Consider the following 13693-nt stretch of genomic DNA (forward strand, 5'->3'; position numbering starts at 1 on the left):
CTTATTTGTTCGTAGTGTCCACACAGATGATTGTTATTGTAAAGAGAACAACACTTATTGTTTGGGTCTGTAGCTCAGCTGGTTAGAGCGCACCCCTGATAAGGGTGAGGTCGGTAGTTCAAATCTACTCAGACCCACCACTTCTTCGCGAAGTCGGTAACTAAACAATAAGACCAGCATATGTGGGGCTATAGCTCAGCTGGGAGAGCGCCTGCCTTGCACGCAGGAGGTCAGCAGTTCGATCCTGCTTAGCTCCACCACTTTTACTTCTTAAAAATAAATATTCTTTATCGGGCAGCTAAATCGCCTGAGAATAGAGTGTGTTTAATTTTGAGAGGTTTTTGTATCTCTTGCTCTTTAAAAATTTGGAAAAGCTGATAATAAAATTCGTATGAATAACAATGTTATTTGTACAGAGTTTTCAAAAGTAAAAAAGAATGATAGCAGTATCATTCAGTGCCATTTAATCACTCTTTGAGTCGATTGATTGGTATCTACTTTAGTATTCAATATTAACTTCTGGCGAAGTTAAACTGTCACAAAACAAAGACCCGTTTGGGTTGTATGGTTAAGTGACTAAGCGTACACGGTGGATGCCTTGGCAGTTGGAGGCGATGAAGGACGTATTAACTTGCGATAAGCCTAGTCAAGCTAGTAAAAAGCACTTGAGACTAGGATTTCCGAATGGGGAAACCCACCTGCTTGCAGGTATCGTTAACTGAATACATAGGTTAACGAGGCGAACGCGGAGAACTGAAACATCTAAGTACCCGTAGGAAAAGAAATCAACCGAGATTCCGAAAGTAGCGGCGAGCGAAATCGGAACAGCCCTTAAGCTTATTATGTGTTAATGGAAGGCTCTGGAAAGTGCCACGATACAGGGTGATAGTCCCGTACATGAAAAGACATTTTAAGTGAAATCGAGTAGGTCGGAGCACGTGAAACTTTGACTGAATATAGGTGGACCATCATCTAAGGCTAAATACTCCCAACTGACCGATAGTGAACCAGTACCGTGAGGGAAAGGCGAAAAGAACCCCTGTGAGGGGAGTGAAATAGAACCTGAAACCGTGTACGTACAAGCAGTAGGAGCAGACTTGTTCTGTGACTGCGTACCTTTTGTATAATGGGTCAGCGACTTATATTTTGTAGCGAGGTTAACCGATTAGGGTAGCCGTAGGGAAACCGAGTCTTAACTGGGCGAATAGTTGCAAGGTATAGACCCGAAACCCGGTGATCTAGCCATGGGCAGGTTGAAGGTTGAGTAACATCAACTGGAGGACCGAACCCACTAACGTTGAAAAGTTAGGGGATGACCTGTGGCTAGGAGTGAAAGGCTAATCAAACCGGGAGATAGCTGGTTCTCCCCGAAATCTATTTAGGTAGAGCCTCGGACGAATACTTACGGGGGTAGAGCACTGTTAAGGCTAGGGGGTCATCCCGACTTACCAACCCTTTGCAAACTCCGAATACCGTAAAGTAATATCCGGGAGACACACGGCGGGTGCTAACGTCCGTCGTGAAGAGGGAAACAACCCAGACCGCCAGCTAAGGTCCCAAAGTCATAGTTAAGTGGGAAACGATGTGGAAAGGCCCAGACAGCCAGGAGGTTGGCTTAGAAGCAGCCATCCTTTAAAGAAAGCGTAATAGCTCACTGGTCGAGTCGGTCTGCGCGGAAGATGTAACGGGGCTAAACTATGCACCGAAGCTGCGGATTCATACTTTGTATGAGTGGTAGGGGAGCGTTCTGTAAGCGGTTGAAGGTGTACCGGGAGGTATGCTGGACGTATCAGAAGTGCGAATGCTGACATGAGTAACGATAATGCGGGTGAAAAACCCGCACGCCGGAAGACCAAGGGTTCCTATCCCATGTTAATCAGGGTAGGGTAAGTCGACCCCTAAGGCGAGGCCGAAAGGCGTAGTCGATGGGAAACGGATTAATATTTCCGTACTTGGTATAATTGCGATGGGGGGACGGAGAAGGCTAAGCAAGCATGGCGATGGTTGTCCATGTGAAAGTGAGTAGGGCGTTTGTTTAGGTAAATCCGGACGAACATTAAACCTGAGACACGAGACGAGTCACTACGGTGATGAAGTTGCTGATGCCATACTTCCAGGAAAAGCCTCTAAGCTTCAGATTATACCGAATCGTACCCCAAACCGACACAGGTGGTCAGGTAGAGAATACTAAGGCGCTTGAGAGAACTCGGGTGAAGGAACTAGGCAAAATCGTACCGTAACTTCGGGAGAAGGTACGCTCCTATCTGTGATGAGACTTGCTCTCTAAGCGGACGGGAGCCGCAGTGACCAGGTGGCTGGGACTGTTTATTAAAAACACAGCACTGTGCAAAATCGCAAGATGACGTATACGGTGTGACACCTGCCCGGTGCCGGAAGGTTAATTGATGGGGTTATCTTCGGAGAAGCTCTTGATCGAAGCCCCGGTAAACGGCGGCCGTAACTATAACGGTCCTAAGGTAGCGAAATTCCTTGTCGGGTAAGTTCCGACCTGCACGAATGGTGTAACCATGGCCACGCTGTCTCCACCCGAGACTCAGTGAAATTGAAATCGCAGTGAAGATGCTGTGTACCCGCGGCTAGACGGAAAGACCCCGTGAACCTTTACTACAGCTTGGCACTGAACATTGAACCTACATGTGTAGGATAGGTGGGAGACTTTGAAGATGAGACGCTAGTCTTGTTGGAGTCGTCCTTGAAATACCACCCTTGTAGTTTTGATGTTCTAACGTTGGCCCCTGAATCGGGGTTACGGACAGTGCCTGGTGGGTAGTTTGACTGGGGCGGTCTCCTCCCAAAGAGTAACGGAGGAGCACGAAGGTTGGCTAAGTACGGTCGGACATCGTACGGTTAGTGTAATGGTAGAAGCCAGCTTAACTGCGAGACAGACACGTCGAGCAGGTACGAAAGTAGGTCATAGTGATCCGGTGGTTCTGAATGGAAGGGCCATCGCTCAACGGATAAAAGGTACTCCGGGGATAACAGGCTGATACCGCCCAAGAGTTCATATCGACGGCGGTGTTTGGCACCTCGATGTCGGCTCATCACATCCTGGGGCTGAAGTCGGTCCCAAGGGTATGGCTGTTCGCCATTTAAAGTGGTACGCGAGCTGGGTTTAGAACGTCGTGAGACAGTTCGGTCCCTATCTGCCGTGGGCGTTTGAGAATTGAGAGGGGTTGCTCCTAGTACGAGAGGACCGGAGTGAACGAACCGCTGGTGTTCGGGTTGTCATGCCAATGGCATTGCCCGGTAGCTACGTTCGGAACTGATAAGCGCTGAAAGCATCTAAGCGCGAAGCAGGCCTCGAGATGAGTTCTCACTAGACTTTTAAAGTCTCTGAAGGGCCGTTGAAGACTACAACGTTGATAGGCAAGATGTGGAAGTGGTGTGAGCCATTAAGCTAACTTGTACTAATTACCCGTGAGGCTTAACCATACAACGCCAAACGCGTTTTGTGTGACAGTTAAGACAGAAGTTAATAACTAAAGTAGATATTACTGACAGAAAGACTTAAAAAATATTATCAGATATTTTCCAAATTCAGTTAGTGCGTAGAAATACGAATTAACGCCCAAATTTGCTTGGTGACAATAGCGTTTTGGACCCACCTGACTCCATGCCGAACTCAGTAGTGAAACGAAACAGCGCCGATGATAGTGTAGCATTTGCTATGTGAAAGTAGGACATTACCAGGCTTCAAATTGTAGAAAGCCGCTTCAGAAATGAAGCGGCTTTTTTACGTCTGCAGGAAAGCAATCTTCAGTATTCCCTTCTCTAAAGCGTAGCGTCTGTTGAGCAAAGCGCCTCTTTGTAAAGAGTGTTTTGACTATTTAATACAATGACTTATGGTAGGTAACATTTCACTGTGACTCTCTACCGCTGAGGGCACCATGACATTAACAGGCTCAAATAATAGAGACCTGTTACAGCAGTGTGACAGTTTTTTACTTTCTTGGATAAAATAAAGAACTAAACTAATATCATCTCCATCAAAAATGCCAACCAACGTAAGGTTAAGTCAATTCTATCCCGTGTCTAGATCATAAACTTTTTACCTTTGACTACTGAGTTTTGTGATCTACTTTATTCTTTACATCTCTTCTTATTTTGTTGCAATTTCATTCTTGGCTTACTAAGTGACCTGTGTAAGACTAGCTGTGTTAATTTAGTAAATCAGGTGACATGAATGTCGAATAGTAAAGTTTGGAAACTTATAAGCCTGTTTTGTTTGTTTACAGTGCTTATGGGTTGTCAATCTAAAGAAGAGCAACTACAACAAACAATTCAAGAGTCTATAAAGAAAGCGGATGCTGAGCTATCACAGCTAGGTAGTGCGCTAGATAATGGCAGTATACGCAATGCTGTATTACTTAAAGAGTATGGTGCGCTTTTAAAAAAACAACAGCCAGAGCTTTCAAATGTTGTTGATGTAATTACTTTAGATGCTTCGCGCCAAGGTGCACTTTATAGTGGTTTATTACAGCGACTTAAAGAGACTAAAAGTACTTACTTAATCCCCCCTTACGAAGATACGTTGCACAGCATCGATCTTTTACGTGAAGCTGCAAAACCTTCACTGTTCTCTGACGCTTTAACTGATCCAATCAATATGCTTGCTGATATGTCAAAAGGATCGCTAGCTCGCGTTGGTGCTATTAGCCAACAAGCCGAGGGTGAAGGGGTAGGTAACCAGATGGTGGGTAATCCCAACTATGGTAACTGGCAAACAAATAGCAGTGGCATCAGCTTTTGGCAATGGTACGGCATGCACCGTATTTTAGGGGATGTATTTGACAGGGTTGAATACGGAAGCTGGAGTAAACGCCGTAAGTACAGCTATTACAACGACTATGGTCGTTATCGCTACTCAAGCCCTAAACAAATTAAAACACAAAGCGCGCTAGAGACTCGTACACGTCAAACATATCAACGCCAAGGTAAGCAGTTCACAAGCCCGTATGCGAGTAAAAAGACTGGTGCATCAGGGTTAAGTCGAAGTAGCTATACACCGCCTAAGAGTCGCAGCAGTTACTCACGTTCAAGTAGCTATAGCAATAGCTCTGGTTCAGTTCGTGACAGTGGAAGCAGAACCTCTCGTGGCGTGAGTCGTGGTAAGTAAAGAATAAAGTTGGAGTTAGAATAATATGTATGAATTTAATGGAATAACTACGTGGTCGCTGCAAGCTTTAGCGATAGACTTTGCAATAATTGTGCTGCTATTTGTTAGCCTTAAATATATAAAGGGCTGGGTTTCAAATTTACATGCCAATGACGAAATAACAGAGCGTGATAATTTTGCCTTTGGTATTAGTTTTGCCGCTGGTTTGGTTGCGCTGGCTATCGTATTAACCGGTGTAAGCAGTGGTGCATTTGCTGCAACGCTTCAGCAAGAAGCACTGCAAATGCTTGGCTATGGTGCGCTTGCCATTGTGTTAATTAAGCTTGGTCACTTTTTTCAAGACAAAGTTGCACTGCGTAAAGTGAGCCTACATGATGAAATTGTTAAAGGTAATGTGACTGCTTCTATCATTGATTTTGGCCATGTAGTGAGTGTGGCAATTGTCATTCGTTCAGCACTGCTATGGGTAGCTACAGAGGGATGGCATGGTTTACCGATTGTCATTGCTGCCTTTGTTATTGGTAGCATCGTGCTGTTATTTGTGAGCCAGTACCGAGTTATGTTATTTAAACGCACAAATAAAAATGGTGACTGTCTTCAACAAGCTATTATTGATGATAACTTAGCTGTTGGTATTCGTTACGCTGGTTATTTAGTGGGTAGTGCATTAGCAATCACAGCGGCAACAGGTGTTGCACCGTATGCTGCAGATAATATTAATGCTAGCCTATTATATTGGGCTGTTAGTGCAGTAGTGAGCCTAGTTGCGTTTATTATTTTACACTTAGTGACCATTAAAATAATTTTATCGGGTTGTGATATTTCTGATGAAGTTAATCGTCAAAAAAATGTGGGTGTAGCAGCTATTTCTGCCGCTGTATCGTTTGCCGTAGGCATCACAATGGCAACCTTATTAGGCGCATAATTCGTGTCATCAACAACTCAAAGCCCAAGTAAGTCTCGCTTACTTGGGCACGATATATTACTTATCACTGTTATGGCTGTGCTCGCTGGGTGCGGCCTTATTTATGAGTACCTACTCTCTCACTATGCCGGCCGAGTACTAGGCTCTGTAGAAAGTGCTATTTACGCCATGATTGGCACCATGATAGTAGCTATGGGGCTAGGGGCTTTTTTAGCGCGTTGGTTTAAAGATGCGTTCACCGCATTTGCTTGGCTAGAAAGCATTATAGCTTTGATTGGCATGGGCTGTATTTTGGCCATAGCAAGTGTGATTGCAGTTAGTTATTCGCTTCCTCATTTGTTCTCGAGCATTTTTAACCTGCCACCTGACGTTGTACTTAATGGCTATGTATTTCAAAAGTTACAAGAATGGTCACGCTTTTTACCTTATGTATTTGGCTTAGTATTAGGACTGTTTATTGGTATGGAAATACCGCTTATAGCGCGTATTCGCCAACATGTGTACGGGCGGTTTTTAGAAAACAATGCAGGAACTATTTATGGTGCAGACTACATTGGGGCAGGTATTGGGGCAGCAATTTGGGTAAGCATAATGTTGGCTATGCCTATCATGCAAGCTGCTGCATGGACCGCTTTATTTAATATTATTGCAGGGCTTGCTTTTTTATGGCGCTACCATGCCCATGTTCGCTTTGCTAAAGCTTTGTTGGTTTGCCATATTTTACTGCTTGTGCTGTTTGGCTTTATTTTAGTGCTCGGCAGCAGTTGGATGAATAGCCTAAGCAACGTCTTATATAAAGATAAAGTTATTTATTCTCAAGCGACTAAATATCAGCATGTTGTATTAACAGAACGACTTAGCAAAAATCAACCGCAACCTATTACCGACCTATACTTAAATGGCCGCCTACAGTTCTCAAGTGTTGATGAACAAATATATCATTCAATGCTAGTTTATCCGGCTATGCTTGCCTCTAACCGACATGATAAGGTGCTAATTATTGGCGGGGGTGACGGTTTAGCATTAAGGGATGTACTAAAATGGTCGGTAAACGAAGTCACTTTAATTGATTTAGACGGACAGTTACTTAACCTATTTGGCCACGAAGACGATAAGTTTACCCCGCCCAAAGCCATCACGCAGCGATTAATAAACCTCAACAACGACTCAATGAAAGACCCCAAAGCTAACATAATCGTGGGTGATGCTTTTTTAGAGGTTGAGAAGTTACTCGATCAAAACAAACAGTTTGACACTGTTATTATTGATTTACCTGATCCGAATCATCCTGACCTAAATAAGTTATACAGCGATTATTTTTATAATCATGTACGTCAATTACTTGCTCCTGATGGGGCTATGGCTGTGCAATCAACGTCGCCATATCATGCAAAAAAGGCGTTTCTGAGTATAGCTAAAACTGTTAAGGCTGCCGGGTTTGATTACGTGGAGCAATACCAACAAAATATTCCATCGTTTGGTCAGTGGGGGTGGACAATTGCTACCAAAATGGGTCAACCAGCCAGTGCACGAATAAGTAATATAGGCGAAATGCCGGTATCGTCACGATGGATAAGTAAAAAATATTTACTAGCAAGTTTTGTATTCCCTAATCAGTATTTTGAACAAATAAATGACATTGAGGTCAATAGGTTAGGTTCTGGTCAGCTTTATGATTATTACCGTTCAGCATGGCAAATAGAGAGTGAATTGTATAAAAACTAACAAAACATGGTTGACATAATATGTCTACCGTGCGAATCTTAACTCAGACATAATATGTCAAACAACACAAAGGCAGAGACATGGAATTAAACGAACTTTCAATAAAATTAGCCTCTTTTGAAACTGAAGGCGCTAACTTTGAGTCTTTCTTGATTGCCAATCCAGGTGAGCAAGATGTTTTACAAGTCATTGTTGATGGAAATGATGAACTTCCAATTTTTGTTACGCAAACTCAAGAGCAGTTGTTATGTATTAGCTACTTGTTTGGCGAAGACGAAGTGAAAAGTGAATTACGCAACGAGTTAAACGAAACATTGTTACGTTTAAACGTGCCAATTCCACTAAGTGCATTTGCTAAAATCGATAATAAATACGCGATTTTTGGTGCACTGTCGGTAAACTCATCATTAGATGATGTTACCCACGAACTAGTGACATTAGCTGACAACGCTATTGATGCACTAGAAGCCGTGACCTTGTATTTAAACGATTAGTAACTAGTTAGTGGAGTTAAGATTATGAGTATTTTAAAAAAATTATTTACAGCAGTACGTGGTGGCGCTCGTGAAGCGGGCGAAGCAATTGTAGATGCAAATGGTATCCGTATTTTTGAACAAGAAATCGCTGATGCACAAAATGCACTTCACCGTGCTAAAAAAAGCCTGACCGAAGTAATGGCTAAAGAAATGCAAACTAAGCGAAAAATTAGCGCTGTAGATGCATCAATTGCTGAACACGAAGCGTATGCAGGCCAAGCACTTGAAAAAGGTAACGAAGCCTTAGCATTAGAAATTGCAGAAAAAATTGGTGACTTTGAAGCTGAAAAAGCTGAAAACGAGCAAGTATTAGCAGGTTTTAGCAACCACATTGTAACGCTTAAGCAGCAAGTTAAAGACGCTGAAAAGTCGATTAAAGAAAATCAACGTCAGCTTACTATGGTTAAAACCACAGAAAGCGTACAGCAAGCGACAATGGCTGTTAACAGCACGCTTAATACGAATAGCTCTTCGATGACCTCAGCTCGACAATCACTAGAGCGTATTAAACAGCGTCAACAAGACCGTAGCGATCAGTTAGGTGCTGCAAAAGAGCTTGAGTCAGAAGTTAATGGCGACGATTTAAAAGCGAAAATGGCTGAAGCAGGCATTGGCGATACAAGTCCAAAAAGTGCCGATATTTTAGCGCGCATTAAAGCCAAGCAAAACGGCTAATAGTTCGTACATTTATAATAAAAGGTAATTAAGCGTCGCTTAGTTACCTTTTTTGCTTAAGGGATGCTTTATTATGTTTAATTTTTTCAAATCTAAAAAAGAGCCAGAACGTCAGCTTAACCATGCAAGTGAGCTTAAAAAAGGTGACATGTTTACCGTTATAGATTCGTTTGCTTATCCGTTGTGGTTAAAAGGACAAACATTGCGTGTTATTGATGTGCAAACTTATCAATATCAGCACAGTAGTGATACTGAGTTTGTGCTTGAGACAAACAGTGGTCAAGTTGTGTTTTTACAAATAGCACAAGAAGACGGCGAGCAGTGGGCTAATTTTTCGATAAAAGTTCAACGAGATGAAGTAGACGATATTTTCACATTAGATGAATTTGCTCGTATTTTTGATGAAGAGTTGTTAACGCATATTGCAGTTAAAAATACTCCTGAGCGTTTTATGCAGTTTTTGGCTAAAAGTTACCAACAAACTGAATCGCCGTTTGTTTGTTATTTTCATAATAAAGACTTTCGTGGTCAAAGCCTACCTCGCTATGAGCAAGACGGTGGCGAGCCTTGTGAAATGATATGTTTAGAATCGCCTGATGAAGGACATAGTCTAAATATTGAAATTTGGGATGGCGGCGAAACCGAAGTGTCATTAACACTTACGCGTCCAATTACCGATATAGTGGATTTATTTCCTGGAGACGCGAAGTGAGTGATGCTAAAGATAAGTGGTTGCGCCAAGAGCAGGCTGTACGTGCAACACAAATGGCATTTGATTTGAGTAGCGATGTTCAAAAGCAAATAAAAAAGCAAGCAATTGACCAAGAGCTCACGCCATCCGATATGATCCGCAAAATACTTGGCTTAGATGTTAAGTCTAAAAAGACTCGACAGCGCTTATCGTTCAATTTGAATGATGATGAGATAGCGCAACTAGCGAGCCGCTTTGATGTACCAAGCGAAGATAAGCGCGCGGTAAAGCAACAAGTAGCAGAGCTTTTAATTGCGCATACTAAAAAAGCTAAGTAGTTGACCTAAATCCTGGCTTATAAAAGTATGTTAGGCAGTTATTTTAGCTAAAAATAAGATTAAATGGATGGGTACTTCAATGTACTTCTAAATCATTTATCAAAAGCTAATAAATTGAAAAGCAGTGCTTTTGCGTTCTTTGTATTAAGCCCTTACACTAAAGGTAACAACTATAAAGAAGTACTGCTTTGAATATTATACTGATTACTTACCTAATTATTTTTGCTTTATTTGGTACTGCAGCAAGTTATTTTGTGCGTTTTATATATGCATACTGGGTACTAAAAACCATGCCAATGAAGTACATACTAAAAGCAGGGATATGTGTGCTGCTAGTCGTGGTTATTTCAGCGCTTATTCCGTACTTAAGTCAATAACGCTGAAATAGTACTTAATACTTTATTTATTACTTAATATCTATTGATTGGCATTGCTGGTTAATACACAGCGATTGTACTTCAATAACCGGTAAGCAATCGGTTAGTGATTGTTGCTCATTTTGATTTTTTTCTTGTTCGGTGATCTGCTTTGCAATGCTTTCTGCTTGCTCTTGAGGGGTATTTAGCGTTGAATAAACAGCATATTTGCTCGGCCCGCCACATGCTCGCGCCCCTACTTCAAGTACCTTACACTGAAAGCTTGCTGTACAGCCATTGTTATCAACAATATTGGCAAGTTGGCTATTTAAAGCCGACAAGCTCTGCCCTTGATCGCTATTTACAGATGCTGTTGTTGAGCAACCGCTGAGTAAAAAAATGCTAGCAGCAACACTAAAAATTGATAATTTAACTGTCAATGTCAAACCACTCATATTGTTATCCTTAAAATACACTTACTGCTGAGCCTTCAAGTTTAACACATTTATTTTCAACACACTGAGTGCTTGGTGTTGTTAAATGCTGGCAAATACTCATCATTCCTTTTTGCGTATTAAAATTACTTTCAAGCTCGGTGATTGTTTTACTCAGTGTTTTTACTTGCTCGTCTTTTGCTGTTTTGGTTGAATAAACTTCAAAGCTACTAGGGCCACCACAGGCGCGACTACCTACTGCAATAACTTTACATTGCATACTTGTATCGCAGCTAGTGTCAGCAATAAGCGTGTTTAATTGGGTTTTAGCTGTCGTAATATCTTCAACCGATACCGCTTTAAGACTTGAGTTTGAAAGTTCCTCAACGTCACTTTTTGTTTGAGTGGTTTCTTTTAGTGTTTGTTGTTTTGGTTTTATTACTTCAGCAGTGGTTACTGATTCTTTTTCTGCTGGTGTTTTATCTAAACACGCACTTAAACAAAGGGGTAAAACAAGAGCTAATAATACAGGGCGCATAAGATACCTTGATAGTGATGAATAATTCATCACTATCATACACGGTGCATTTTTTACGGCAATAAAAACTCTATAATCAAGTAATTAAAGCCGTATTTATGGCTTTTCAAAAACTACAAACCACCTTGTGTGAGCTTAGTCGGGTTGAGCAGTTTTTCGAGCTCTTCACGTGGTAAGTCAGTTTCTTGTTCGGCAACATCAATAATAGGACGGGCTTCTTTATAGGCTTGCTTGGCTATTTTTGCTGCTTTTTCGTAACCGATCACCGGATTAAGTGCAGTCACTAAAATAGGGTTTTTAGCAAGAGCGCGGTCAATGTTAGCTTGATTTACGATAAATGTGGCTATGGCTTTTTCTGCCAAAGCTTGGGCGCTGTTTGTTAGTAGCTCTATGCTTTGCAAAATATTATAGGCAATAACGGGCAGCATAACATTTAGTTCAAAGTTACCAGATTGACCAGCAACGGTAATTGTAGCGTCGTTACCAATCACTTGTGCGCTAACCATCGCAGCGGCTTCTGGTATGACTGGGTTTACTTTACCCGGCATAATAGATGAGCCAGGTTGTAGGGCTTCAAGTTCTATTTCGCCTAAACCTGCAAGAGGGCCTGAGTTCATCCAGCGTAAGTCGTTCGCTATTTTCATTTGTGCTACAGCGAGTACTTTTAACTGCCCAGACAGTGCAACAATGGCATCTTGTGAACCAATATTATAAAAAAAGTTTTTGCTTGGCGAAAACCGGATCCCCACGTTTTTAGTTAGGTTAGTGCAAAATAAGTCTGCAAACTTTGGGTCGGCATTAATACCGGTACCAACAGCTGTACCACCTTGAGCAAGCTCACACACTGGCTCTAAGCTATGGCGAATGCCTGAGGCTGCGTTGTTTACTTGCGATTGCCATGCATTAAGGGTTTGCTCGAATGTAACAGGCATCGCGTCCATTAAGTGGGTGCGACCTGTTTTAACAATATCGCCTACCTCGCTCTTTTTATTTTCTAAATGTTGCGAAAGGTTTTCAAGAGCTGGCAGTAATGCTTGTTTAACGGCTAATGCACTACTTAGTGCAATAGCCGTAGGGACTACATCGTTTGAGCTTTGGCCCATGTTTACATCATCATTAGGATGTACAAGCTCCTGTTGAGTACTGGCAAGTGTTGCTATTACTTCATTGGCGTTCATATTAGAACTAGTTCCTGATCCGGTTTGAAACACATCAACAGGAAACTGATCATGATGCTTACCATCAATAATCGCTTGGCAAGCATGCTCTATTGCAGTTGCCTTGGTTTTATTTATAAGCCCTAGCTCACAGTTACTTTGTGCTGCAGCTTGTTTTATATATGCCAGTGCCTTTATAAATTGTGCTGGCATAGTGAGGGCGCTAATAGCAAAGTTATTAACAGCGCGCTGTGTTTGTGCTTGATATAAAGCGTTAACAGGTACTTTTAATTCGCCCATACTGTCTGATTCTATTCTAAAGTTGCTCATTAATGTGCTCCTTAAAAAGGGTTGAATTCGTGACTAAGAATACGAGCTTCACGCTCAAGTAATAAAAATTTAGCACGGCTATTGTGGCTTATGTAGAAACGCTTTAATGCAAGTAATGGTTTGTGTAGCTGGTGTAGACATTGTTTGCGAATTGAATTATGAGTAAGAGGATCGCACATTTTATTTATAATTTCATGGTGTGTGCGTCTAAGGTAATACTCCTGAAGTAGCGGATTATCAAGTTGTTCAAAGTTTTTAGCTACGTTGAGAGCTGCGTCTATATAATGAGCGACAAGCATTGGGGCATGCAGACCTGGTCTTTTGCAATTAAATGCAAGAGTATGCTGATAGTTATGTAAGGCGTGATTTGAAGACATAAAAAAACCGACTCAACTAATGATAATAGTTATCATTACATTTAATCGGTTTCAGTGTAAATAGTTATTATAAAAATTATTTACGGCGTGTATTTTAATTATAGCCGAGAATAAATATCTGGTCTGTTTCATGTTTAGTGATCGCCTTTTGATTATGTTTTGGATGAGAAAGTAAATCAATTACTGTTGCTCTCATATCAAGGGTTTCACTGTGATCATCGGTACTTTTTTCGGTTATAGCTACTGCTGCATCAACAGCGGTATAGGGAGGCATATGCATAATTTTATCCTTTTGTGATTAGTTAATTAACCCTTAAATGGGTCAATTATGTTGCTGCATAATACATACCAATCAAGCCAGCTATATCTAACTACATGATTATATTTAACTTAATAAATAAATCATAATTAGTCACGACAACATATTGCAAATTTGCTTTACTATTGTGCAAACATCCACAATTTTGGTGCACT

Annotated in this window: 13 protein-coding genes, 2 tRNA genes and 2 rRNA genes; 12 read left to right on the forward strand and 5 right to left on the reverse strand. The window is 41.5% G+C overall.

Features of this window, described 5'->3' with window-relative positions:
* The first annotated feature begins 63 nt into the window (after window positions 1-63).
* The 12 genes from MTP24_RS00170 to MTP24_RS00225 all read left to right on the forward strand — a co-directional run bounded on the left by MTP24_RS00170 (window position 64) and on the right by MTP24_RS00225 (window position 10404).
* Window positions 64-140 (forward strand) — tRNA-Ile (locus MTP24_RS00170).
* A gap of 44 nt (window positions 141-184) precedes the next feature.
* A tRNA-Ala gene (locus MTP24_RS00175) sits at window positions 185-260 on the forward strand.
* 306 nt (window positions 261-566) lie between these two features.
* Window positions 567-3453 (forward strand): 23S ribosomal RNA (locus MTP24_RS00180).
* Window positions 3454-3598: 145 nt separating this feature from the next.
* Window positions 3599-3713: ribosomal RNA gene (rrf, locus tag MTP24_RS00185) — 5S ribosomal RNA — on the forward strand.
* 491 nt (window positions 3714-4204) lie between these two features.
* Window positions 4205-5137, forward strand: a complete 933-nt coding sequence (locus MTP24_RS00190; protein WP_243532184.1) for a CHAD domain-containing protein — start codon at window positions 4205-4207, stop codon at window positions 5135-5137.
* Between the two features lie 25 nt (window positions 5138-5162).
* Complete coding sequence (locus MTP24_RS00195; RefSeq protein ID WP_008128289.1) at window positions 5163-6062, forward strand: DUF350 domain-containing protein; 900 nt, start codon at window positions 5163-5165, stop codon at window positions 6060-6062.
* A 3-nt stretch (window positions 6063-6065) separates the two neighbouring features.
* Window positions 6066-7787 carry a polyamine aminopropyltransferase gene (locus tag MTP24_RS00200; protein WP_006793817.1) on the forward strand — a complete coding sequence of 574 codons (1722 nt, stop codon included), beginning with the start codon at window positions 6066-6068 and terminating at the stop codon, window positions 7785-7787.
* 80 nt (window positions 7788-7867) lie between these two features.
* A complete protein-coding gene (locus tag MTP24_RS00205) occupies window positions 7868-8281 on the forward strand; it encodes a DUF2170 family protein (RefSeq protein WP_006793818.1) in 414 nt (137 codons plus the stop codon).
* A gap of 24 nt (window positions 8282-8305) precedes the next feature.
* Window positions 8306-8998 carry a PspA/IM30 family protein gene (locus MTP24_RS00210; RefSeq protein WP_006793819.1) on the forward strand — a complete coding sequence of 231 codons (693 nt, stop codon included), beginning with the start codon at window positions 8306-8308 and terminating at the stop codon, window positions 8996-8998.
* Window positions 8999-9071: 73 nt separating this feature from the next.
* On the forward strand, window positions 9072-9710 hold the full coding sequence (locus tag MTP24_RS00215; protein ID WP_058430271.1) for a DUF4178 domain-containing protein: 639 nt from the start codon (window positions 9072-9074) through the stop codon (window positions 9708-9710).
* Window positions 9707-10027: a hypothetical protein gene (locus MTP24_RS00220; RefSeq protein WP_006793821.1), complete on the forward strand. Its 321-nt coding sequence runs from the start codon at window positions 9707-9709 to the stop codon at window positions 10025-10027. The genes MTP24_RS00215 and MTP24_RS00220 overlap by 4 nt, the downstream gene beginning before the upstream one ends.
* 188 nt (window positions 10028-10215) lie before the next feature.
* On the forward strand, window positions 10216-10404 hold the full coding sequence (locus tag MTP24_RS00225; RefSeq protein ID WP_006793823.1) for a hypothetical protein: 189 nt from the start codon (window positions 10216-10218) through the stop codon (window positions 10402-10404).
* Between the two features lie 29 nt (window positions 10405-10433).
* Here the strand turns inward: MTP24_RS00225 and MTP24_RS00230 are convergent, their stop codons facing one another.
* The 5 genes from MTP24_RS00230 to MTP24_RS00250 form a co-directional block, all read right to left on the reverse strand.
* A complete protein-coding gene (locus MTP24_RS00230) occupies window positions 10434-10838 on the reverse strand; it encodes a hypothetical protein (protein WP_006793824.1) in 405 nt (134 codons plus the stop codon).
* 10 nt (window positions 10839-10848) lie between these two features.
* Window positions 10849-11355 carry a hypothetical protein gene (locus tag MTP24_RS00235; protein WP_058430272.1) on the reverse strand — a complete coding sequence of 169 codons (507 nt, stop codon included), beginning with the start codon at window positions 11353-11355 and terminating at the stop codon, window positions 10849-10851.
* A 113-nt stretch (window positions 11356-11468) separates the two neighbouring features.
* Complete coding sequence (locus tag MTP24_RS00240) at window positions 11469-12842, reverse strand: class II fumarate hydratase (RefSeq protein ID WP_243532185.1); 1374 nt, start codon at window positions 12840-12842, stop codon at window positions 11469-11471.
* Window positions 12843-12853: 11 nt separating this feature from the next.
* Entirely contained in the window at window positions 12854-13219 is a 366-nt protein-coding gene (locus tag MTP24_RS00245; RefSeq protein ID WP_243532187.1) for a hypothetical protein, read from the reverse strand.
* Between the two features lie 94 nt (window positions 13220-13313).
* On the reverse strand, window positions 13314-13499 hold the full coding sequence (locus MTP24_RS00250) for a hypothetical protein (RefSeq protein ID WP_010558102.1): 186 nt from the start codon (window positions 13497-13499) through the stop codon (window positions 13314-13316).
* Window positions 13500-13693 lie beyond the last annotated feature (194 nt).

The sequence above is a fragment of the Pseudoalteromonas sp. APM04 genome (genome assembly GCF_022809815.1).
In the GTDB taxonomy this organism is placed as follows: domain Bacteria; phylum Pseudomonadota; class Gammaproteobacteria; order Enterobacterales; family Alteromonadaceae; genus Pseudoalteromonas; species Pseudoalteromonas marina.